This is a genomic window from Streptomyces sp. NPDC048337, from assembly GCF_043201175.1.
Lineage (GTDB): Bacteria > Actinomycetota > Actinomycetes > Streptomycetales > Streptomycetaceae > Streptomyces.
In genome coordinates, this window is sequence record NZ_JBICYR010000030.1 from 60,932 (window position 1) to 82,086 (window position 21,155).

Sequence of the window (21,155 nt, forward strand, 5' to 3'; positions counted from 1 at the left end):
CAACGGGGCTGAGGCGAATCCAATGAAGATCCACAAGTACGACACCGTCATCGTCGGCGCCGGTGGCGCGGGCATGCGCGCCGCCATCGAGGCGACGAAGCGCAGCCGCACCGCCGTGCTGACGAAGCTCTACCCCACCCGCTCCCACACGGGCGCCGCGCAGGGCGGCATGGCCGCCGCGCTGGCCAACGTGGAGGACGACAACTGGGAGTGGCACACCTTCGACACGGTCAAGGGCGGTGACTACCTGGTCGACCAGGACGCCGCCGAGATCCTGGCGAAGGAGGCCATCGACGCGGTCCTCGACCTGGAGAAGATGGGCCTGCCGTTCAACCGCACCCCGGACGGCACCATCGACCAGCGCCGCTTCGGCGGCCACTCCCGCAACCACGGCGAGGCCCCGGTCCGCCGGTCCTGCTACGCCGCGGACCGCACGGGCCACATGATCCTCCAGACGCTGTACCAGAACTGCGTCAAGGAGGGCGTGGAGTTCTTCAACGAGTTCTACGTCCTGGACCAGCTGCTGGTCGAGGAGGACGGCGTCAAGAAGTCGGCCGGTGTGGTCGCGTACGAGCTCGCCACCGGCGAGATCCACGTGTTCCAGGCCAAGGCCGTCATCTACGCCTCCGGCGGCACCGGCAAGTTCTTCAAGGTGACCTCCAACGCGCACACCCTGACGGGTGACGGCCAGGCGGCCTGCTACCGCCGCGGCCTGCCGCTGGAGGACATGGAGTTCTTCCAGTTCCACCCGACGGGCATCTGGCGCATGGGCATCCTGCTGACGGAGGGCGCCCGCGGTGAGGGCGGCATCCTCCGCAACAAGGACGGCGAGCGCTTCATGGAGAAGTACGCGCCGGTCATGAAGGACCTCGCGTCCCGTGACGTCGTCTCGCGCTCCATCTACACGGAGATCCGCGAGGGCCGCGGCTGCGGTCCGGCCGGTGACCACGTGTACCTGGACCTGACGCACCTGCCGCCGGAGCAGCTCGACGCGAAGCTCCCGGACATCACCGAGTTCGCGCGTACGTACCTGGGCATCGAGCCGTACACGGACCCGATCCCGATCCAGCCCACCGCGCACTACGCCATGGGCGGCATCCCGACCAACGTCGAGGGTGAGGTCCTGGCGGACAACACCACCGTCGTCCCCGGCCTGTACGCGGCCGGCGAGGTCGCCTGCGTGTCCGTGCACGGCGCGAACCGCCTGGGCACCAACTCGCTGCTGGACATCAACGTCTTCGGCAAGCGCTCGGGCATCGCGGCGGCCGAGTACGCCGCCGAGAACGACTACGTCGAGCTGCCGGAGAACCCGGCGCAGCAGGTCGCCGACCTCGTCGAGCACCTGCGCAACTCCACGGGCAAGGAGCGGGTCGCCGACCTGCGCCTGGAGCTCCAGGAGACGATGGACGCGTGCGTGATGGTGTTCCGTACGGAGCAGACCATCAAGACCGCGGTCGAGAAGATCGCGGAGCTGCGCGAGCGGTACAAGAACGTGTCCGTCCAGGACAAGGGCAAGCGCTTCAACACGGACCTGCTGGAGGCCATCGAGCTGGGCAACCTGCTCGACCTGGCCGAGGTCATGGCCGTGTCCGCGCTGGCGCGCAAGGAGTCCCGCGGCGGCCACTACCGCGAGGACTACCCGAACCGCGACGACGTCAACTTCATGCGCCACACCATGGCGTACCGCGAGGTCGGCGCCGACGGCAAGGACTCCGTCCGGCTGGACTACAAGCCCGTCGTCGTCACCCGCTACCAGCCGATGGAGCGTAAGTACTGATGGCCACCCCGACCCTGAGCAAGACGGACAAGATGGAGGCCGCGGCCGCGGCCTCGCCCTTCATCACGGTCACGTTCCGGATCCGCCGCTTCAACCCCGAGATCTCGGACGAGGCGCAGTGGCAGGACTTCCAGATCGAGATCGACCCGAAGGAGCGCGTGCTCGACGGTCTCCACAAGATCAAGTGGGACCTCGACGGCACGCTGACCTTCCGCCGCTCGTGCGCGCACGGCATCTGCGGCTCCGACGCGATGCGGATCAACGGCAAGAACAGGCTCGCCTGCAAGACGCTGATCAAGGACATCAACCCGGAGAAGCCGATCACCATCGAGGCCATCAAGGGCCTCACGGTGATGAAGGACCTCGTCGTCGACATGGAGCCCTTCTTCCAGGCGTACCGGGACGTCATGCCGTTCCTGGTCACCAAGGGCAACGAGCCGACGCGTGAGCGCCTGCAGTCGGCGGAGGACCGCGAGCGCTTCGACGACACGACGAAGTGCATCCTGTGCGCGGCCTGCACCTCCTCCTGCCCGGTGTTCTGGAACGACGGCCAGTACTTCGGCCCGGCGGCCATCGTCAACGCGCACCGCTTCATCTTCGACTCGCGTGACGAGGCCGGCGAGCAGCGGCTGGAGATCCTGAACGACAAGGACGGCGTGTGGCGCTGCCGCACGACCTTCAACTGCACCGACGCGTGCCCGCGAGGCATCGAGGTCACGAAGGCGATCCAGGAAGTGAAGCGGGCGCTGATCACGCGTCGCTTCTGAGCCGGTCCTGCTGATCCTTTCGACGGCCGGCGGCCGCTGAGGCCCGTACCCCTCTCGGGGTGCGGGCCTCACGCACCCTCGGGGGTGGGTCAGGGTCGGATCAGGGTGCGCCCTCATGGCTCGGGGATCTTCCTCACTGCAGGCTTACAGCCATGACGAACCCCGCGAACTCCGCCTCGCACAAGGCCCGTTGGATCTCCCTCGCCACCGCCGGCGCGGCCCTCGTGGCGGTCACCGCCGCCACCCTCCCGGCCTCGGCCGCCACCGCAGACCGTCGCCCGGTCCCGGTGACCTCCACCCTGGGCGACCGACACCCGGTGGACGAAGCCGGGCTGGCGAAGCTGATGGCCCCCGACACGGTCGCGAACGGCACGATGGTGCGGATCTCCGGCTCCGGCGTCCCCGGCCACCGCTGGACGAAGACGGCGGGCCCGGTGTCCCAGGACCCGGCGGCCTCCTACCGGATCGGCAGCATGACCAAGCTGTTCACCTCCGCCCTGGTGATGCAACTGGTCGCGGACGGCCGGTTCACCCTCGACACCCCGATCCGCGAGGTCCTCCCCGAAACCATCCCCGCGCACTGGAAGCCGATCACCATGGGCCAGCTGCTCAGCCACACCAGCGGCCTGGGCATGCCCTGCGCGAAGCTCGACGACGGGATGGGCCTGACCCCGGAGAAGGTCGTCGCCGCCTGGACCGCGGACGGCTGCCCCGCGCCCGAACACCCCGTCACCGCACAGCAGTACAACGGCGGCAACTACTTCATCCTCGGCCTGGCCATCGAGAAGGTCACCGGCCGCTCGTACGCCGACGAACTCCAGCGCCGCATCGCCCGCCCCCTCGGGCTGCGCCACACGTACCTCCCGCGGACCAGGGACGCCTCCATGCCCACCCCGTCGCTGGCCGCGCCGACCCCGAAGGAGCCGTGGGCCTGGGCGGAGGGCGGGGTGATCTCCAACGCCCCTGATATGGAGCGCTTCATGAAGGCGCTGCTGGGCGGCCGGCTGCTGCCTCCGGCGCAGCAGAAGCAGCTCTTCGTCAAGCCGGAGCTGTCCAAGACGACCCAGGGTTTTCCGTACAGCCAGGGCGGGTTGATGTTCTTCACGCTGTCGGACGGGACCGAGGTCTGGGGGAAGACGGGCAGCATGGCCCAGTACTCCAACGGCGTCTTCGGCACGGTCGGTGGGCGACGGATCGTCACCTGGTCCTTCCTGCCGACGGCGATGGCGACCAAGGCGGGCGTCATCACGCGCGTCACCGGGATCGTGGAAGCAGCTCTCTGAACGGGGGTACGGGACCCGCGGTCGCCATGGCTGTGGAAGGATCGGCCGCATGAGCGAGCAGCAGCCGAACCCGTACGCGAGTGACCCCTCCCAGGGCGGGGACGCCTACAAGTGGGGCCCCGGTGAGGCCAGTTACGGCTACCCGCAGCCGTATCCGGCGGCCCCGGCCTACCAGCCCACCATCGGCGGCACGGGCATGCCGACCCCCGCCTACCCCACCGCCGCCCCGGGCGGCGCCGGCTTCACCATCGGCGACATCAGCGTCGCCGGCGACCAGATCATCACCCCGTCGGGCCCGATGCCGCTCAGGGGCGCGATGTGGAACGCGACGGACTTCTCGCGCACCGAGGAGAAGATCCCCGCGCACGCGATCGTGCTCGCCGTCATCTTCTTCCTGTTCTGCCTGCTGGGCCTGCTCTTCCTCCTGATGAAGGAGAAGAAGACCACGGGCTACATCCAGATCACGGTCACCAGCGGCGGCCGCCACCACTCCACGATGCTCCCGGCCACGGACGCCATGGCGTACCAGCGGGTTATGGCGCAGATCAACTATGCGCGATCGCTGAGCATGTAAGGGGGGCGGGGGCGTCAAGGGGGGGGCGGAGGGCTGCGGGCTCGCCTCCCTAGGCCCGCCAGTCCCGACCGCCACGTTGGACGGCGGCGCAGGCCCGGGCACCAGGCACACCACCGCCCAGGCACGGTATGGATTCCTGTTCCGGGCCGGGGGCGGCCCTACCTGCACGAAACAGCGGCGAGCAGCCCATCGGGAGCCGCCAGCGCGTCAAATCGCTACGCGCTCCCCACGGCTTGGCGTCCGGCCGCCGTCTGGGGCTGGGAATAGGCCGCCACTGATCGCTACGCGGCTGAGGTGACCTGGCGGCGATCAACCCGCCCTGGGCTGAACATGGGCCGCCGACGGGCACCCCGTCGAGGGCGAGTGCAAGGGGCACCGCGTCCACGTTCCGCTCGGACTTGAACATGTTCAAGTGAAGGCCTACAGTCAGTGCTGTCAGCAATTGAACACGTTCAAGGGGGCTGAGGGCTATGGACCTCACCGTGGTCGCGTACGTCATCTACCTGCTCATCAGCATCGGGCTCACCGTCTGGGTCGCCCGTACGCTCAGCCGGAACGGGCGCGTCTTCATCGGCGACGTCCTTCAGGGCAACGAGAAGCTCGCGGACGCCGTCAACCAGTTGCTCGTCGTCGGCTTCTACCTCGTGAACATCGGGTTCGTGACCCTCTACCTGCGGTCGTACGAGGAGATCGTCCAGGCCCGCGACCTCTTCGAGGCGCTGTCGGTCAAGCTCGGCGTCGTCCTGCTGGTCCTCGGGGTCATGCACCTGGGCAACGTGTGGGTGCTGAACAAGATGCGCCGCCGGGGGATCATGGAGCGGCAGCAGACCCCGCCCGTCGCCCCGCAGGGGTGGACCGCTCCGGCCGGGGCCTGAGCGGTGGCCGCCCCGGGAGCGGTCCGGAGGCTGACCGTGCTGTACGACGCGAACTGCCCGCTCTGCGTGCACATCCGGCACTGGCTGCTCGCGCAGCGATGGCTGGTGCCGCTCCGGCTCATGCCCGCCGGCTCCTACGAGGCGCAGCGGAGGTACCCGCGGCTCGACCACGCGGCGACGCTCCGGGAGATCACCGTCATCGGGGACTCCGGCCAGGTGTGGACCGGGACCGACGCCTTCATCGTGTGCCTGTGGGCGCTGGTCGAGCACCGGCCGAAGGCCAACTGGCTCGCCACCGCGGCCGGTCGGCCCTTCGCCCGGGCGGCCATGTACTCCGCCTCGAAGTGGCGGGCGGCCGTACGGACCGAGGGTCCCCCGCAAGGGGCGGAGGACCCGGCCTGTGACGAGCAGTGCTCCGTCCCCCGATAGGCTCGTGCACCGTGACTGATCAGAAGGCTCCCAAGAGCGAGCAGACCCGCACGCTCATCCTCGAAACCGCGCTCCGGCTCTTCCAGGAGCGCGGCTTCGACAAGACGACGATGCGGGGTATCGCGAAGGAGGCCGGTGTCTCGGTCGGCAACGCCTACTACTACTTCGAGTCGAAGGAACACCTGGTCCAGGGGTTCTACGACCGGATCAGCGCCGCCCACCAGGCAGCCGTCCGGCCCATCCTGGACAGCGAGACCGACCTGCAGAAGCGGCTCGCGGGCGTGCTGACGAGCTGGATGGACATCGCGGCCCCGTACCACGAGTTCGCCTCCCAGTTCTTCAAGAACGCGGCGGACCCCGAAAGCCCCCTCAGCCCCTTCTCCCCGGAGTCGGAGCCCGCGCGCCAGGCGGCCATCGACATCCACCGCGAGGTGCTGGCGGGGGCGAAGACCAAGGTGCCGGCGGAACTGGCCGACGTACTGCCGGAGCTGATGTGGCTCTCGCAGATGGGGCTGGTCCTGTACTGGGTCTTCGACCGTTCGCCGAACAGCGAGAAGACGCGGCGGCTCGCGGAGCGCGGGGCGCAACTGACGACGCGGGGCATCGTGCTGGCCCGGTTCCGGGTGCTGCGGCCACTGGTGCGCGAAGTGCACGAGCTGTTCGCGGACTTCCTGCCCGGTATGGCCCAGACGGCCACTGCGGGGGCCCGTAAGCGGGCCTCGGATCCGGCCCCTGATTCGGCTTCGGATTCGGATTAAGGGCAGGATCCCGATCCGGATCCCGCCCGCGGTCCTCAGTCCTTGCGGCCCGTCGCGGCGACCGTGACGCCGAGGCCGATCATCGTGAGCCCGCCGGCTCCGCCCACCAGGGCGAGCCTTCGGGGGGAGCGGCCGAACCAGTCCCGGGTGGTGGCCGCGACCAGGCCCCACACGCTGTCGGAGGCCACCGCGATGATGTTGAAGACGAGGCCGAGCAGCAGCATCTGGGCCGTGACGTGCCCCTGGGCGCGGTCGACGAACTGGGGCAGCACGGCGGCGAAGAACACCATGGTCTTCGGGTTGGCCACGCCGACCGCGAACCCCTCCCCCAAGGTGCGCAGGCCGCTGTGCGCCGCGGGGGCCCCGCCGGTGAACGCCGCGTGCAGGGAGCCGCGCTGCCGGAACGCCTTGACGCCCAGGTAGACCAGGTACGCGGCGCCGACGAGCTTCAGGGCGGTGAAGACGAGGACCGAGCGCTCCACGACGGCGCCGACCCCGAGGGCGACGGCCACGACGAGGACGTAGGCCCCGAGGGTGTTCCCGACCACCGTGGTCAGCGCGGCGCGGCGGCCCTGCGCCAGCGCGCGGCCGATCACGAACAGCACGCTGGGGCCGGGGATCACGATCAGCAGGAAGGACATGGCGGCGAAGGCCAGCAGTCGGTCGGTGGACACCATGCGGGCCATGTAAGCACGGGGCCCGGCCCCGCCCCCAGGGGTTTTCCCGGGGCCGGTCAGGCCTGGGGCGAGGCCAGTTCGACCACCGTGATGTCGGACGGCGCGCCCACCCGGACCGGGGGTCCCCAGGCGCCGGCGCCCCGGGACACGTAGAGCTGGGTGTCCCCGTAGCGCTCCAGGCCGGCGACGGTGGGGTTGGCGAGCTCGGCGAGGTAGTTGCCGGGCCACAGCTGGCCGCCGTGGGTGTGGCCGGAGAGCTGGAGGTCGACGCCGTGCCGGACGGCGTCGTGGATGACGACGGGCTGGTGGGCGAGGAGTACGGCGGCCCGGGCCCGGTCCCGGTCGCCGAGGGCGGCCCGGAAGTCGGGGCCGTGGCCCTCGCTCTCCCCCGCGATGTCGTTCACGCCGGCGAGGTCGAAGTACGGGAGCGCGCGGCGGGCGTTCTCCAGTGGGGTCAGGCCGAGTTCGCGGACGTGGCCGACCCACTGCTGGGCGCCGGAGAAGTACTCGTGGTTGCCGGTGACGAAGTACGAGCCGTGGCGGGCGCTGAGCCGGCGCAGCGGCTCGGCGGCCGGGCCGAGGTCGTGGACGTTGCCGTCGACGAGGTCGCCGACGATGGCGATGAGGTCGGGCTGGGTGCGGTTGACGGAGTCGACGATGCGCTGGGTGTGGGCGCGGCCGAGGATCGGGCCGAGGTGGATGTCGCTGACGACGGCGATCCGGAAACCGTGGGCCGCGCGCGGCAGTTTGGCGAGCGGTACGCGGACGCGGCGGACGCTCGGGCCGCGCAGGACTCCGTAGGCCCCGTTCGCGACGGTCCCGACGGCCACGGCGGCGGCCGCGCCGCCGATCGCCCGCGCCACGAACCTGCGGCGGTCCAGCAGATCGGCTCCCGGGCCCGCCCCGGACCCGGGCTCCTGGGCCGGGCCGCCGCCGTCCGGCGCCGGCGCGGAGGCGGGGTCCTGCGGGGCCGTTCCCCCGCCCACCCCCGCGAGGTGCGGCTCCGCCGCGGGGCGGGGCTCCGTCCCGGCGGGGGGCCGCTGGGCCAGACGGCGGAGCGACAGCGCGCGGATCGGTTCCGCGACCAGCATCGTCAGGGTCAGGTACAGGAGGAGCGCGAGCCAGAGGAACCCCGGCCAGGACACCGCCCGCTGGAGCGGGAAGGGGGCGCCCGCGCGGCCCGCGGTCAGGGCGGCCACGGAGAGGAGGGGCAGCGCGATGATCAAGGTCGTGCCGATGCGGCGGGGCAGGCCGCCGGGGGCCGTGGTGTCGCGGACGAGGCGGATCCAGAGCCAGCGGTGGACCAGCACGAGGAGGGCGAGGACCGCCAGCGCGATCAGCGCGAAGGCCACGATCTTCATGCCGCGCCACCCGCGCCGGAGCCGCCGCCCGAGCCCGAGCCCGTACCGGAGCCCGTACCCGCACCCGTGCGTGATGCGCGCCGCAGGGCCCGGACCCCGCGCAACCCGATCACACCGACGGCCGTCCCCAGGAGAAAGGACGTCACCGCGAGCGCCAGGTGCACCCAGAAGTAGGACGTGGGGTCGCCCGCCGCATCGAATGCCAGGCCGCTGCCGTTCTTCCACAGGTTCCGGACGAAAGACACCCAGATGAACCAGCTCCACACTCCGAACGCGAGCAGGAACCAGGAGGCGGCACGGCTGAGTTTCATGCCCCCAGTATCGGATCGGTCCCCGGGACGGACGCGCCGGGGTGGGCTGTCCCGGCAGTGGTTCTACCGAATTGGCCGGTCCGTGACGGCGTACAACCCATCGGGATGTACTTTCACCTGCGTGTCTGCCAAGAAGACCGCGCTGACGGTCCTTTCCGCCGCGCTGCTGGTCCCCGCCATGCTCGTGGCCCCCGCGCACGCCGCGCCGACCACCCCGGCGCCGCCGGCCGACGGAAAGGGGCAGCCGGGCACGGCCCCGGCGGCGCCCGCGCCGCCCGTCTCGATGTCCACGGTCGGGGGTTCGGCCCTCGGCCAGCCGGGCACCCAGGTGAACCTGCTGCCCGGCGCGCCCGCCCTGCCTGCGAACCTCACGGGGCGGTCGTGGATCGTGGCGGACGCCGAGTCCGGGGAGGTGCTGGCGGCGCACAACGCGCACTGGCGGCTGCCCCCGGCCTCGACCATGAAGATGCTGTTCGCGGACACCGTTCTGCCGAGCCTGCCCAAGGACCAGGTCCACAAGGTCACCGACAAGGACATGGACGGCGTCGGCCCGGGCAGCAGCCTGGTCGGGGTCAAGGAGGACCTCGAATACACCGTCCACGACCTGTGGCTCGGGGTGTTCCTGCGCTCCGGGAACGACGCCGTGCACGTACTTTCGGCCATGAACGGCGGCATCGAGAAGACCGTCAAGGACATGCAGGCGCACGCCGAGGAGCTCCAGGCCCTCGACACCCACGTGGTGTCCCCCGACGGCTACGACGCCCCGGACCAGGTGTCGAGTGCGTACGACCTCACGCTGATCGCCCGCTCCGGTCTGCAGAAGCAGGACTTCCGGGAGTACTGCGGCACGGCCCACGCCAAGTTCCCCGGCAAGCAGGAGGACGGGAAGCCGCGCGACTACTTCGAGATCCAGAACACCAACCGGCTGATGACGGGCGCCGGCGGCATCTCCCCGTACAAGGGCATCGCCGGGGTGAAGAACGGCAACACCACGATGGCCGGCTCCACCTTCACCGGCGCCGCGCAGCAGGGGAACCGGAAGCTGCTCGTCACGGTGATGAACCCGAGCACCGGCGGCGTCAACTCGGTGTACGAGGAGACCGCCGCGCTCTTCGACTGGGGGTTCGCGGCGGCCGGGAAGGTCAAGCCGGTGGGTGAGCTGGTGCCGCCGAAGGGCGCGGACACCAGGCCCCACGGCTCCCCGGCTGCCCAGCCCCACGAGAACAACGCGTCGGCGGCGGGCGAGGGCTCGGGCGGCGGCGGCCTCGGCACCGCGCTCGGCGTCGCGGGCGGCGCGCTGGCGATCCTGGCGGGCGGGGCCTTCGTGGTGAACCGACGCTGGCCCCGGGGCCGCCGCGGGCGCGACGAGGACGTGGTCCACTGACCGGTCGTCCCCGCCGCCCGTGCCTCCCGTCCGGTCGGGTCAGAACATCCGGTCGGTGCGCCAGGTCGACTGGCTGGAGGGGTTGGTCAGGTCGAAGGTGGTGCCGGAGAGCCGGCGGTCCGGGCCGCGGACGCCGGTGTACCGGCCGACCGGTCCGTGGTTCCAGCCGACGGTGAAGTAGATGTTCTCCCCCTCCACGTAGCCGTCCCTCAGGGTCCCCACGGTGTTGCCGGAGGAGGCGGTTCCGTAGAGGGTCCCGTCGGAGTCCTGCCTCAGGTCCACCCGCACGGTGGCGTTGGTCTGGAAGAGGTACCAGACTCCTTCGGCGCTGTACGCGGGCGGCACCCGTACCTCCTGCACCGCACTGGCGGTGGCGGCGGTGGTGGCGTTGGCGGGGGCGGCGAGGCCAGCCCCGGCGACGGAGAGGAGCAGGGCGGCGGCGGTCGTGGTGAGGAGCTTGCGCGTACGGCGTGAAGCGGACATGAGCCCTCCAGGGGCAGCCAGGACGATCGATCCCGTTGCATCGTGCACGGAACCTCGCGGCAGGCCTACCCAGGCCCCATGCGGACGATCTCCGGATTCACCCGAACGGGAATCGGGCTAGGCGGGGGACGCCGCCGGGGCGGGAGCCGGCTTCTCGTCGCCCGTTTCGCCGTCGGCGGTTTCGTCGTCGCGGGTGGCCGTCCAGGAGGCGACGAAGAGGAGCAGCTTCGCCGTGAAGTTGATCCAGAGCAGCAGGGCGATCGGCACGCCGAAGGCCCCGTACATGCTCTTCGCTGCGACCCCCTGCATGTAGCCGCTGAGCAGCAGTTTCAGCAGCTCGAAGCCGGCCGCGCCGATGAGGGCCGCCTGGAGCAGGCGACGGCGGGGCGGCTCGACGCCGGGGAGCAGGGTCAGCACGTAGAGGAGGAGCAGGAAGGCGGCCAGGACGCCGACGAGGAAGGCGCCCGAGCGCAGGAGTGCGCCGCCGGCGCCGGAGCGCGGGATGCCCAGCCACTCGGCGGCCTTCCCCACCGCGCCGGCTCCGAAGATCGAGGCGGCGGCCGAGGCCAGACCCACTCCGCCGAGCCCGAGGAGGACCAGCGCGTCCTTGCCCTTGCGGACGAAGGGGTTGCCCTGGTCCTCGTCGTCCTTCTCCCACACCGCGCGCAGGCAGTCGCGCATCGAGCCCACCCACCCGATGCCGGTGAGGAGCAGGATCGCGGCGGCGACGAGACCGACCGTGCCCGCGTTCGCCACGAGTCCGTCGAGGTCGAGCTGGTCGGAGATGCCGGGGACCTGTTCGGCGAGGTTCTCCTGGAGCTTGTCGAGCCGCTTCTGGCTGAGCAGCGCCGCGCCGATGGCGGCGGCCACGGTGATCAGCGGGAAGAGGGCGAGGAAACTGATGAAGGTGATCGCCGCGGCCAGCCGGCTCCAGTGCACGCGGTCGAGACGCTGGTACGAGCGCCACGCGTGCGTCCGCATCAGACGGGTCACCAGGGGCCCGATCACCGGGATCTTCGTCAGCCAGTCCATGACGTCACCGTAATTGAGCCGCCGCAAATAGCCGGGATTGCCGGTTTCGGGGACTACGGTCGTCGATTGTGACTTTTCGCGAAGTGCGCCCGATGGGTCGCCCGTTCCACGCCCTGGTCCTGCGCGGGCTCCGGTTCCGCACGCACCGTGCCCTGCGCCCGCTCCGTCAGGAGGGGCGTACGGCCCGCTCAGCCGCGGTGTCGGTGAGGGAACCCGGCTGTGCGGGGACGCCGGTGGGGCCGCTCCCGAAAGGGTACTCGCGCAGCTTGCGCCAGACCCCGTCGGAGCCCTGCTCGTAGAGCGCGAAGCTGTCGCAGACCCACTCGGCGGAGTACTCGGCGAGGGTCGAGAACGCCAGGTCCATCGCCTCCTCGGAGATCCCGTGGGCGACCGTGACGTGGGGGTGGTACGGGAACGCCAGCTCGCGGCTGAGCGGCCCCTCGGGGTCGCGGACCTCGGCCTGGAGCCGGGTGCAGCCATTGCCGCCTTCTACGACCTGGACGAAGACGACCGGCGAGAGCGGGCGGAAGGTTCCCGTCCCGGCGAGCCGCATCCCGAAGGCGCGGAAGGCCGCGGCGACCCCGGCCAGGTGGGCCCGGATCGCCGGGAGCCGGTCCGCGTCCACCTCGGTCGGCGGGACGAGGGTGACATGCGTGGGGATGCCGTACGCGGCGGCGTCCCCGAAGCCGGCACGCAGCTGCTGGAGCTGGCTGCCGTACGGCTCCGGGACCGCGATCGAAACGCCGAGCGTTACGGTCCCCACGTATCTCTCCTCGCGTCTGTCGGGATGTGCCCGCGTGGTCTGGGCGGGTCTGTGTGGATGCTGCTCCGCCTCAGTGTGAGGCCAGCACCCCCCGTCCCGCCAGGGCCGACCGTCCGTAAGTACTTCCGTCGGTGTTTCGGTCAGTGCTTGGCGGGCAGGAAACCAAGTCGGTCGTACGCCTGTGCCAGGGTCTCGGCGGCGACCGCGCGGGCCTTCTCCGCGCCCTTGGCCAGGATGGAGTCCAGCGTCTCGGGGTCGTCCAGGTATTCCTGCGTGCGCTGCTTGAACGGTGTGACGAAATCGACCATCACGCCGGCCAGGTCGGTCTTCAGCGCGCCGTACCCCTTGCCCTCGTACTTGGCCTCCAGGGCGGGGATCGTCTCGCCCGTGAGGGTGGAGTAGATCGTGAGCAGGTTGCTGACCCCGGGCTTCATCTCGGCGTCGAAGCGGATCTCGGCCTCGGTGTCCGTGACCGCGCTCTTGATCTTCTTCTCGGTGGCCTTGGGCTCGTCGAGGAGGTTGATCAGGCCCTTGGGGGACGACGCGGACTTCGACATCTTGATCGCCGGGTCCTGGAGGTCGTAGATCTTCGCGGTCTCCTTGACGATGTGCGCGGCAGGGAGGGTGAAGGTCTGACCGAAGCGGTGGTTGAAGCGCTCGGCCAGGTCGCGGGTCAGCTCGACGTGCTGGCGCTGGTCCTCGCCGACGGGGACGGCGTTCGCCTGGTAGAGCAGGATGTCGGCGACCTGCAGGATCGGGTACGTGAAGAGGCCGACGCTGGCGCTGTTGACACCGCCCTTGGCGGACTTGTCCTTGAACTGGGTCATCCGGCTGGCCTCGCCGAAGCCGGTGATGCAGTTCATGACCCAGGCGAGCTGCGCGTGCTCGGGCACGTGGCTCTGGATGAAGAGCGTGCAGCGCTCGGGGTCCAGGCCGGCGGCGAGCAGCTGCGCGGCGGAGAGACGGGTGTTCGCGCGGAGGTCCTTCGGATCCTGCGGCATGGTGATCGCGTGCAGGTCGACGACCATGTAGAAGGCGTCGTGCGTCTCCTGCAGGGCGACGTACTGGCGAATGGCTCCGAGGTAGTTCCCGAGGTGGAACGAACCGGAGGTGGGCTGGATGCCGGAGAGCGCGCGAGGACGATCAGAAGCCATGGCTCCATTCTCTCAGGTGCGGGGGCGGGCTCGGGCCCGCCACTGGCCGGATCCTTCCGGGTCGCGCCCGGCCGGCCCGCGCCGCGTACGGGTACCGCGCAGTAGCGGGGCGTCCGGATCTCGCCTCGGCCGAGCGACCGCTTTCCGTCCACCGCGGGGGATACCGCTGCGCGGGGCTTCGTGGGCGCTGCCCACACCCGCGCCTCAAACGCCGGCGGGGCTGGAATTGCCCTGCGGGCAATCCAGCCCGGCCGGGGCAAATCAAGCCTCGCCGGCGTTTGAGGCGCCGCCGGAGGCAAATCGAGCCTCGCCGGCGCTTGAGGCGCGTGGTCTGGGGCGGAGCCCCAGGACGCGGCGCCGCAGGTCAGGAGAGGGGGAGGCCCGGGGCCGGGAAGGCGGCCATCAGGGAAGCGACCTCCGCGCGGACCGCCGCCAGGACCCGCTCGTCACCCTTGGCGGCGGCGTCGACGGAGCGCGAGATCCAGTCCGCCACGAGCGGCATGTGCTCGACCGACAGGCCCCGGGACGTCAGCGACGGCGTACCGATCCGCACTCCCGAGGGATCGAACGGCTTGCGGGGGTCGAAGGGGACGGTGTTGTAGTTCACCACGATGCCCGCGCGGTCCAGCGCCTTCGCCGCCACCTTGCCCGGCACGTCCCGCGAGGTCAGGTCCATCAGGATCAGGTGGTTGTCCGTACCGCCCGAGACCAGGTCGAAGCCCCGGGACAGCAGGGCCTCCGCCAGGGCCTTCGCGTTGGCGACGACCGCGTGCGCGTACGAGACGAACGCCGGCTGCGCCGCCTCGTGCAGGGCCACCGCGATGCCCGCCGTCGTCTGGTTGTGCGGACCGCCCTGGAGGCCCGGGAAGACCGCCTTGTCGATGGCCTTCGCGTGCTCCTCCCGGCACATCAGCATCGCGCCGCGCGGACCGCGCAGGGTCTTGTGCGTGGTGGTGGAGATGACGTCCACGTGCCCCGCCGGGGACGGGTGCGCCCCGCCCGCGATCAGGCCCGCGATGTGGGCCACGTCCGCGACCAGGATCGAGCCCGCCTCCTCGGCGATCGAGGCGAACGCCGCGAAGTCGATCGTACGGGGCAGGGCCGTGCCGCCACAGAAGATGATCTTCGGGCGCTCCGCCAGGGCCAGGTCGCGGACCGCGTCGTAGTCGATCAGGCCGGTGTCGGCCTGGACGCCGTACTGGATGCCCCGGAACCACGAGCCCGTCGCCGAGACGCCCCAGCCGTGGGTCAGGTGCCCGCCCATCGGCAGCGCCATGCCCATGACCGTGTCCCCCGGCTTCGCGAAGGCCAGGTACACCGCCAGGTTGGCCGGGGAGCCGGAGTACGGCTGCACGTTGGCGTGGTCCACGCCGAACAGGCCCTTGGCCCGCTCGATCGCCAGCGCCTCGACGCGGTCGATGTTCTGCTGGCCCTCGTAGTAGCGGCGGCCTGGGTAGCCCTCGCTGTACTTGTTCTGCAGGACGGTGCCGGAGGCTTCGAGCACGGCCGCGGACACGTAGTTCTCGCTGGGGATCAGGCGCAGGGTCTCCGCCTGGAGTACTTCTTCCGCCGCGACGAAGGACGCCAGTTCGGGGTCGGTCGCGGAAAGGGCGGGGTGGCGGCTCGCGGACATGGCGGGCTCCTCCGGGGTCGATGTGATCGGTACCCCGCGAGGCCCAGGCGAGCGGCCCTGTATGCGGTCGAGCGCGCACGACTCCCCCGGAGTCCGTTCTCCGTGCGCCAGTCGCCGTGCGTACCCGTCACCTTAGCGGGCGCGCCACAAGAAAGGTTTCTCCGTCCGGTATACGAGCGAGGATGGAAAGTGACGCCACCCTCGTCACAGGCCTGACGGACGATCGGAGACCCCGTGTCGACAACTGCTGATGCCATCCGTACCGCCGACGCGCACAGCGCGCACACCTACCACCCGCTGCCCGTGGTCGTCGCCTCCGCGGAGGGCGCGTGGATGACCGACGTGGAGGGGCGCCGCTACCTGGACATGCTCGCCGGCTACTCGGCGCTCAATTTCGGCCACGGCAACCGCCGCCTGCTCGACGCCGCCAAGGCGCAGCTGGAGCGGGTCACGCTGACCTCGCGCGCCTTCCACCACGACCGCTTCGCCGACTTCTGCACCGAACTCGCCGCGCTCTGCGGCAAGGACATGGTGCTGCCCATGAACACGGGCGCCGAGGCGGTGGAGACGGCCGTCAAGACCGCCCGCAAGTGGGGCTACGAGGTCAAGGGCGTCCCGGACGGGCACGCCAAGATCGTGGTCGCCGCCGACAACTTCCACGGGCGGACGACGACCATCGTCTCCTTCTCCACGGACCACGAGTCGCGCGACCACTTCGGCCCCTACACGCCGGGCTTCGAGATCGTCCCGTACGGGGACCTCACCGCGCTGGCCCACGCGGTCACCGAGAACACCGTGGCCGTGCTGCTGGAGCCGATCCAGGGCGAGGCGGGGGTGCTGGTGCCGCCCGCCGGGTACCTGAGGGGCGTACGGGAGCTCACGCGCGAGCGGAACGTGCTCTTCATGGCCGACGAGATCCAGTCGGGCCTCGGCCGCACCGGGAAGACCTTCGCGTGCGAGCACGAGGGAGTCGTCCCGGACGTATACATCCTCGGCAAGGCGCTCGGCGGCGGCGTGGTCCCGGTGTCGGCGGTCGTCGCCGACACGGACGTGCTCGGGGTGTTCCGGCCCGGCGAGCACGGGTCCACCTTCGGCGGGAACCCGCTCGCCTGCGCGGTCGCCCTGGAGGTCATCGCGATGCTGCGGACCGGCGAGTACCAGCAGCGGGCCACCGAGCTCGGCGACCACCTGCACCGGGAGCTGGGCCTGCTGGTCGGCGGGGGCGCGGTGACCGCCGTACGGGGGCGGGGGCTGTGGGCGGGCGTGGACATCGACCCGGCGCGCGGCACGGGCCGCGAGATCTCCGAGAAGCTGATGGAGCGGGGCGTGCTGGCGAAGGACACCCACGGCTCGACGATCCGGCTGGCCCCGCCCCTGGTGATCTCCAAGGAGGACCTGGACTGGGGGCTGGACCAGCTCAGGGCGGTGCTCGGCGGCTGACCCGCCGGTGCGGGGGCGGGGCTCCGGCCCCGGCCCCGCGCCGATCGCGGCCCTACAGGATGACGTGGGGCAGGAAGCGGGCGTACTCGTCCGTGACCGGCCCCGCGGATTCGCGGATGCCGAGGCCCGCCGCCTCGTCCTCGACGACCCACGCGCCGAGCACCACCCGGTTGCCGTCGAAGTCGGGCAGCGGGGCGAGGGCCTGGAAGCAGTACCGCTCGTCCTCCTGCGCCACGAAGGGCTCGCCGCCCGGTTCGTGGAGGGTGACACCTGCGCCCTCGCGGCCCAGCAGCGGCTTCGCGACGTAGCCGCCCTCCTCCGCCAGCTCGCGCGGGCCGTCGAGGTAGGCGGGCAGCAGGTTCGGGTGCTCGGGGAAGAGCTCCCACAGGATCGCCAGCAGCGCCTTGTTGGACAGCAGCATCTTCCACAGCGGCTCGATCCAGCAGGTGGTGCCGGAGCCGCCGCCGTGGTCGTAGGTGCCGAGGACCTGGGGGGCGAACTCGTCGGTGGCCAGCCACTCCCACGGGTAGAGCTTGAAGCAGCCGCGGATGAAGCGGAGCCGGTCGTCGACGAACCGGCCGGAGAGGCTGTCCCAGCCGATCTGCTCGACGGACAGGGCGTGGGTCTCGATGCCGGCCTGCTCGGCGGTCTCCTGGAGGTAGGCGACCGTCATCAGGTCCTCGCCGAGCTCGTCGGTCTCGGAGTGCGCGAAGTGCAGCGGGCCGGGCGGGAGCAGCTCGGCCTGCCGGCGCCAGGCGTCGACGAGGCGCTCGTGGAGGGAGTTCCACTGGTCGGCGCCGGGGAAGCGCTCCTCCATCCAGAACCACTGGGGGCTGGCCGCCTCGACGAGGGAGGTGGGGGTGTCGGCGTTGTACTCCAGCATCTTGGCCGGGCTGCCGGTGCCGTCGTAGCGCAGGTCGAAACGGCCGTAGAGGGAGGGCTGTTCGGCGCGGCGGCGCCAGGACTCGGCGATCAGGGCGGCCAGCTTCGGATCGTCGATGCCGAGGTCCGCGAAGTGGTCGTGCTCGACGATGTGCGCGGCCGCGGCCAGGCACATGGCGTGCAGTTCCTCGACGACGTTCTCCAGGGCCTCGACCTCGGGGAGGGAGAAGGAGTAGTACGCGCTCTCGTCCCAGTAGGGGCGCAGGGAGTCGTCGGGGTAGCGGGTGAGGGGGTAGATCAGGCCCTGCTCCTCGACGGTCTTCTGCCAGTCGGGGCGGGGCTCGATGGTGTGCCGCTGCATGGGTTCCGGTTTCCTCAGCCGCCGCTGGAGCCGGAGCTGGAGTGGCCGCCGATGCCGCCGCGGGTGACGGCGGACTTGTCGAAGCTGCCGCCGGTGACCTTGCCGCTCTTGACGGTGCCGCCGTAGTACCAGGAGCCGCGGCCGCCGCTCTTGCAGTCCTTGCTGTTCAGGTGGTCCAGCGTGGAGCGGGACGCGCAGCGCTTGTCGGGCTCGTCGCTGCTGCCGCAGGCCACGAGCGTGGCCGCGAGCAGGCCCATGCCGCCGAGGGCGACCGCGCCGGAGCGCATGCGGCGCTGGTTGGTGCTGCTGCTGTCCATGTCTGCTGCTCCCCCTGGGGCCTCGCGTACTGCCGACAGACTAGAGCGGGGCGGCGGGCCGATGGAATCCGGCCGTCGCCAGATCCGTGACCTAGAGTCAGTTCGTGCTGATTGGGATGATTTGCGCGCTGGGTGCGGCGGTCTGCTTCGGTACGGCGTCCGTTCTGCAGGCGGTGGCGGCACGGGCCGCGGAGCCGGGTTCCGGGTCCGGGGTGGACCCGGCGCTGCTGATGCGGGCGGTACGCCAGTGGCGGTACGTGGCCGGGCTGGGCCTCGACGCGGCCGGATTCGTCCTGCAGATCATCGCGCTGCTGCACATCCCGATCTACGCGGTGGGGGCCGCGCTGGCGGCCAGCCTGGCCGTGACGGCGGTGGTGGCGGCGCGGCTGCTCCGGGTGCGGTTGTCTCCGACGGAGTGGGGCGCGGTGGGGGTGGTGTGCGCGGGGCTGCTGATGCTCGGCCTCGCCTCGGGCGAGGAGGGCGCGGGGCAGGGCTCGCTGGCCCTCAAGCTGGGGCTGCTGGGTGTGGCGGTACTGGTGCTACTGGTGGGCGCGGCGGCGGGCCACCTCCCGGACGGACCCCGGGCGCTGGTCCTGGGCTTCGCGGCGGGGACGGGCTTCGGGGTGGTGGAGGTGGCGGTCCGGCTCCTCGACTCGGTGCTGGACTGGCGCAACCCGGCGCTGTACGCGCTGCTCCTGGGCGGGGGCGCGGCGTTCCTCCTCCTCACCTCGGCGCTGGCGCGCGGCTCGGTGACGGCGGCCACCGCCGGGATGGTGATCGGGGAGACCATCGGCCCGGCGGCGGTCGGCGTGGCCTGGCTCGGCGACCGCACCCGCGAAGGCCTGACCTGGCTGGCCGTGGCCGGCTTCGCCGTGGCGGTGGCGGGCGCCCTGGCCCTGTCCCGCTTCGGCGAACCCCCGCCTAGCCGGCCTTGACCCCGGCCAGGAACACCCCGAACGCCTCCGCCCCGAATCCGAGCACCGGCCCGTCCGGGTTCTTGGAGTCCCGTACGGGGACCGTGCCGACCAGGTTGGTAGCCACCTCCACGCACTGGCCACCGTTGCCGCTGTACGAGGACTTGGCCCAGCGGGGCGACTCGGCCGTCACCGGAGACCACCGCCCTTGAGGCCCGTCACGAACACGGCGAACGCGTCGGCGGAGAAGCCCAGCACCGGACCACCCGGGCTCTTCGAGTCCCGGACCGGTACGACGCCGACCAGGTTGGCGGCGACCTCGACGCAGTTACCACCGTTGTTGCTGTAGGAGGACTTGAACCAGCGGGGAGACTCGGCCGTCACAGGGCACCACCCTTGATCCCGGCCACGAACACGGCGAACGCCCCGGCGGAGAAGTCCAGCACCGGACCCTCGGGGTTCTTCGAGTCCCGGACGGGGACGACACCGAGCAGGTTGGCGGCGACCTCGACGCAGTCACCGCCGTTGGCGCTGTAGGAGGACGTGAACCAGTGGGGTGAGTCGCTTGTGGTCGTCACGGGGTGCCCTTTCGTACCTCATTGATCACGGCTACAGAGGCCGCCTGGGACAGCGATTCGGCCTGGAGTTGATGGTAGGCCGTCAACAGGGGCAGGACCGCTGCGCTCTCACGGTCCACGTGCCCCTGAGCATGGGTCTCGGCATACGCGAGCATGGAGCGATCAACCAATGTGAGCAGGTTGACGGGCAGGTTGAACGGCCGACGTTCACCTATCTCGAAGGGCGCCACCTGGAGCACGGTGTGCGGTAGCTCGGCGAACTGGACCAGATACGCCAACTGCGCGTCCATCACTTCGGGCCCGCCGACCTGGCGGCGGATACAGCTCTCGTCCATGACCACAAGCAGCATGGGGGGCCTGGGCCGAACCAGGGCTGCCTGGCGCTTCGCCAGGAACGAGACGCGTTCGTCGGCCTGCTCCGGCGTGATCGAACCCCGTCGCACATCACCGCGCGTCAAAGCCTCCGCGTACTCCGGCGTCTGCAACAGGCCCGGAATGATCCCGATGTTGAAGAGCCGGATCTCCACGGCCAGCCCCTCGTGCCTGACGTACTCCGGGAAGCCCTCCAGCAGTGCTGTGTTCCGCACGGCCCGACTGCGCCGTTCGAACTGGCCTCCGGTCCCGAACGCCCGGTCTGCGCTTGCCGCAAAGCGGGTAGTTGGAGGGCGCCGACCAGTTTCGACGGCAGAAATATGCGTGCCGGAGAAGCCTATGCGTTCCCCCAGTTCATCCTGGGTCCAGCCTCGTTCGTCCCGTAGCGCGCGAAGACGCTCGCCGAATGCCGCACCGGGTGATGCCTCAGGGTCGAGCTCCTTGCGATTCAACTGGCGCCCCCTAACTCTCCGTTCAATTCCTGCAAGTTGAAGACTGCCCACCAACCGGCCACGCTGAACCCATCCAGTAGCGGAATAGTTACGGAGAGGAACGGCAGCATGTCCGAGGCGGGAAACGAATGGCGGCAGCGGTTCAGCAGTACCCGGCGCGGAGCGCGACTGGCCCGGCATCTCGCAGAGCTCGAACTCTGCCGGTGGGACTTTCCGCTCGGCGGGGACGAGTCCGACCGGGTCGCCCAGGTCGTCGCCGAGCTCACGGCGAACGCCGTGGCGCACGGCTCCGTGCCGGGGCGGGACTTCGAGCTCGGGATCCGGGAGCTGGACCGGGTACTGCGGGTGGAGGTGTCCGACGCGCAGGCCGGGGCGCGGCCCGCCCTCCGGCCGGGGCAGCCCCAGCCCGCGGAACACGGCTACGGCCTGCGGATCGTGGAAGCGCTCTGCGTCGGCTGGGGCGTGTCCGGGCGGGTGGTCGGCAAGACCGTATGGGCCGAGTGCGCCTTGGAGGCGTCTGAATGTATCCCCGGCTCAGCCGGGAGGGATTTGGAGGATATCCCTGGGTCGAATGACTC

General features: G+C 70.8%; 25 protein-coding genes. 11 read left to right on the forward strand and 14 right to left on the reverse strand.

Annotated features, from left to right (window positions below):
• Positions 1 to 22: 22 nt before the first annotated feature.
• The 7 genes from sdhA (at position 23) to ACGFYU_RS33520 (ending at position 6,463) form a co-directional block, all read left to right on the forward strand.
• Positions 23 to 1,777, forward strand: a complete 1,755-nt coding sequence (gene sdhA / locus ACGFYU_RS33490; RefSeq protein ID WP_393831056.1) for a succinate dehydrogenase flavoprotein subunit — start codon at positions 23 to 25, stop codon at positions 1,775 to 1,777.
• On the forward strand, positions 1,777 to 2,544 hold the full coding sequence (locus tag ACGFYU_RS33495) for a succinate dehydrogenase iron-sulfur subunit (RefSeq protein ID WP_393831057.1): 768 nt from the start codon (positions 1,777 to 1,779) through the stop codon (positions 2,542 to 2,544). Before sdhA ends, ACGFYU_RS33495 begins: the two co-directional genes overlap by 1 nt.
• A 152-nt stretch (positions 2,545 to 2,696) precedes the next feature.
• Complete coding sequence (locus ACGFYU_RS33500; protein ID WP_393831058.1) at positions 2,697 to 3,827, forward strand: serine hydrolase domain-containing protein; 1,131 nt, start codon at positions 2,697 to 2,699, stop codon at positions 3,825 to 3,827.
• 49 nt (positions 3,828 to 3,876) lie between these two features.
• Positions 3,877 to 4,401: a hypothetical protein gene (locus tag ACGFYU_RS33505; RefSeq protein WP_393831059.1), complete on the forward strand. Its 525-nt coding sequence runs from the start codon at positions 3,877 to 3,879 to the stop codon at positions 4,399 to 4,401.
• Positions 4,402 to 4,871: 470 nt separating this feature from the next.
• Positions 4,872 to 5,276, forward strand: a complete 405-nt coding sequence (locus ACGFYU_RS33510; protein ID WP_393831060.1) for a hypothetical protein — start codon at positions 4,872 to 4,874, stop codon at positions 5,274 to 5,276.
• A 36-nt stretch (positions 5,277 to 5,312) separates the two neighbouring features.
• Positions 5,313 to 5,705, forward strand: a complete 393-nt coding sequence (locus tag ACGFYU_RS33515; RefSeq protein WP_393831061.1) for a thiol-disulfide oxidoreductase DCC family protein — start codon at positions 5,313 to 5,315, stop codon at positions 5,703 to 5,705.
• An 11-nt stretch (positions 5,706 to 5,716) separates the two neighbouring features.
• Positions 5,717 to 6,463, forward strand: a complete 747-nt coding sequence (locus ACGFYU_RS33520) for a TetR family transcriptional regulator (protein ID WP_393831062.1) — start codon at positions 5,717 to 5,719, stop codon at positions 6,461 to 6,463.
• A 35-nt stretch (positions 6,464 to 6,498) separates the two neighbouring features.
• Here ACGFYU_RS33520 and ACGFYU_RS33525 read toward each other — a convergent pair whose 3' ends face one another.
• The 3 genes from ACGFYU_RS33525 to ACGFYU_RS33535 are packed head-to-tail and all read right to left on the reverse strand — an operon-like array spanning position 6,499 to position 8,812.
• Entirely contained in the window at positions 6,499 to 7,149 is a 651-nt protein-coding gene (locus ACGFYU_RS33525) for a LysE family translocator (RefSeq protein WP_393831063.1), read from the reverse strand.
• 47 nt (positions 7,150 to 7,196) lie between these two features.
• Complete coding sequence (locus tag ACGFYU_RS33530; protein WP_393831064.1) at positions 7,197 to 8,501, reverse strand: metallophosphoesterase; 1,305 nt, start codon at positions 8,499 to 8,501, stop codon at positions 7,197 to 7,199.
• Positions 8,498 to 8,812 carry an SCO4848 family membrane protein gene (locus ACGFYU_RS33535; RefSeq protein WP_393831065.1) on the reverse strand — a complete coding sequence of 105 codons (315 nt, stop codon included), beginning with the start codon at positions 8,810 to 8,812 and terminating at the stop codon, positions 8,498 to 8,500. Before ACGFYU_RS33535 ends, ACGFYU_RS33530 begins: the two co-directional genes overlap by 4 nt.
• 121 nt (positions 8,813 to 8,933) lie before the next feature.
• Here ACGFYU_RS33535 and ACGFYU_RS33540 point away from each other — a divergent pair, with 121 nt between their 5' ends.
• Entirely contained in the window at positions 8,934 to 10,196 is a 1,263-nt protein-coding gene (locus ACGFYU_RS33540; protein ID WP_393831066.1) for a D-alanyl-D-alanine carboxypeptidase family protein, read from the forward strand.
• 39 nt (positions 10,197 to 10,235) lie between these two features.
• Here ACGFYU_RS33540 and ACGFYU_RS33545 read toward each other — a convergent pair whose 3' ends face one another.
• The 5 genes from ACGFYU_RS33545 to glyA all read right to left on the reverse strand — a co-directional run bounded on the left by ACGFYU_RS33545 (position 10,236) and on the right by glyA (position 15,261).
• On the reverse strand, positions 10,236 to 10,679 hold the full coding sequence (locus tag ACGFYU_RS33545) for a hypothetical protein (protein ID WP_393831067.1): 444 nt from the start codon (positions 10,677 to 10,679) through the stop codon (positions 10,236 to 10,238).
• A 117-nt stretch (positions 10,680 to 10,796) separates the two neighbouring features.
• On the reverse strand, positions 10,797 to 11,711 hold the full coding sequence (locus ACGFYU_RS33550) for a YihY/virulence factor BrkB family protein (RefSeq protein WP_393831068.1): 915 nt from the start codon (positions 11,709 to 11,711) through the stop codon (positions 10,797 to 10,799).
• Positions 11,712 to 11,877: 166 nt separating this feature from the next.
• Positions 11,878 to 12,474, reverse strand: coding sequence for a 2'-5' RNA ligase family protein (locus ACGFYU_RS33555; protein WP_393831069.1), 597 nt, complete (start codon positions 12,472 to 12,474; stop codon positions 11,878 to 11,880).
• A gap of 140 nt (positions 12,475 to 12,614) precedes the next feature.
• Positions 12,615 to 13,628, reverse strand: a complete 1,014-nt coding sequence (gene trpS, locus ACGFYU_RS33560; RefSeq protein ID WP_393831070.1) for a tryptophan--tRNA ligase — start codon at positions 13,626 to 13,628, stop codon at positions 12,615 to 12,617.
• Positions 13,629 to 13,992: 364 nt separating this feature from the next.
• Positions 13,993 to 15,261 carry a serine hydroxymethyltransferase gene (glyA, locus tag ACGFYU_RS33565; protein WP_393831071.1) on the reverse strand — a complete coding sequence of 423 codons (1,269 nt, stop codon included), beginning with the start codon at positions 15,259 to 15,261 and terminating at the stop codon, positions 13,993 to 13,995.
• A gap of 234 nt (positions 15,262 to 15,495) precedes the next feature.
• On the opposite strand from glyA, the gene rocD reads away from it, so the two are divergent.
• A complete protein-coding gene (gene rocD, locus ACGFYU_RS33570; RefSeq protein WP_393831072.1) occupies positions 15,496 to 16,701 on the forward strand; it encodes an ornithine--oxo-acid transaminase in 1,206 nt (401 codons plus the stop codon).
• 52 nt (positions 16,702 to 16,753) lie between these two features.
• Here the strand turns inward: rocD and ACGFYU_RS33575 are convergent, their stop codons facing one another.
• Both ACGFYU_RS33575 and ACGFYU_RS33580 read right to left on the reverse strand, forming a co-directional pair.
• The gene (locus tag ACGFYU_RS33575; protein ID WP_393831073.1) at positions 16,754 to 17,944 is read right to left on the reverse strand and encodes a glutathionylspermidine synthase family protein; all 1,191 of its coding nucleotides are present in this window, start codon (positions 17,942 to 17,944) and stop codon (positions 16,754 to 16,756) included.
• Between the two features lie 14 nt (positions 17,945 to 17,958).
• Complete coding sequence (locus tag ACGFYU_RS33580) at positions 17,959 to 18,261, reverse strand: hypothetical protein (protein ID WP_393831074.1); 303 nt, start codon at positions 18,259 to 18,261, stop codon at positions 17,959 to 17,961.
• A 116-nt stretch (positions 18,262 to 18,377) separates the two neighbouring features.
• Here ACGFYU_RS33580 and ACGFYU_RS33585 point away from each other — a divergent pair, with 116 nt between their 5' ends.
• Entirely contained in the window at positions 18,378 to 19,196 is an 819-nt protein-coding gene (locus tag ACGFYU_RS33585) for a hypothetical protein (protein ID WP_393831086.1), read from the forward strand.
• On the opposite strand, the gene ACGFYU_RS33590 is transcribed toward ACGFYU_RS33585, so the two are convergent.
• The 4 genes from ACGFYU_RS33590 to ACGFYU_RS33605 are packed head-to-tail and all read right to left on the reverse strand — an operon-like array spanning position 19,183 to position 20,577.
• Positions 19,183 to 19,368: a DUF397 domain-containing protein gene (locus ACGFYU_RS33590; RefSeq protein WP_393831075.1), complete on the reverse strand. Its 186-nt coding sequence runs from the start codon at positions 19,366 to 19,368 to the stop codon at positions 19,183 to 19,185. The genes ACGFYU_RS33585 and ACGFYU_RS33590 overlap by 14 nt on opposite strands.
• Positions 19,365 to 19,559 carry a DUF397 domain-containing protein gene (locus ACGFYU_RS33595; RefSeq protein ID WP_393831076.1) on the reverse strand — a complete coding sequence of 65 codons (195 nt, stop codon included), beginning with the start codon at positions 19,557 to 19,559 and terminating at the stop codon, positions 19,365 to 19,367. Before ACGFYU_RS33595 ends, ACGFYU_RS33590 begins: the two co-directional genes overlap by 4 nt.
• A complete protein-coding gene (locus ACGFYU_RS33600; RefSeq protein WP_393831077.1) occupies positions 19,556 to 19,753 on the reverse strand; it encodes a DUF397 domain-containing protein in 198 nt (65 codons plus the stop codon). The genes ACGFYU_RS33595 and ACGFYU_RS33600 overlap by 4 nt, the downstream gene beginning before the upstream one ends.
• Positions 19,750 to 20,577, reverse strand: coding sequence for a helix-turn-helix domain-containing protein (locus tag ACGFYU_RS33605; RefSeq protein WP_393831078.1), 828 nt, complete (start codon positions 20,575 to 20,577; stop codon positions 19,750 to 19,752). The genes ACGFYU_RS33600 and ACGFYU_RS33605 overlap by 4 nt, the downstream gene beginning before the upstream one ends.
• A 108-nt stretch (positions 20,578 to 20,685) precedes the next feature.
• On the opposite strand from ACGFYU_RS33605, the gene ACGFYU_RS33610 reads away from it, so the two are divergent.
• A partial coding sequence (locus tag ACGFYU_RS33610; protein ID WP_393831079.1) for an ATP-binding protein occupies positions 20,686 to 21,155 on the forward strand: 470 nt, incomplete at its 3' end.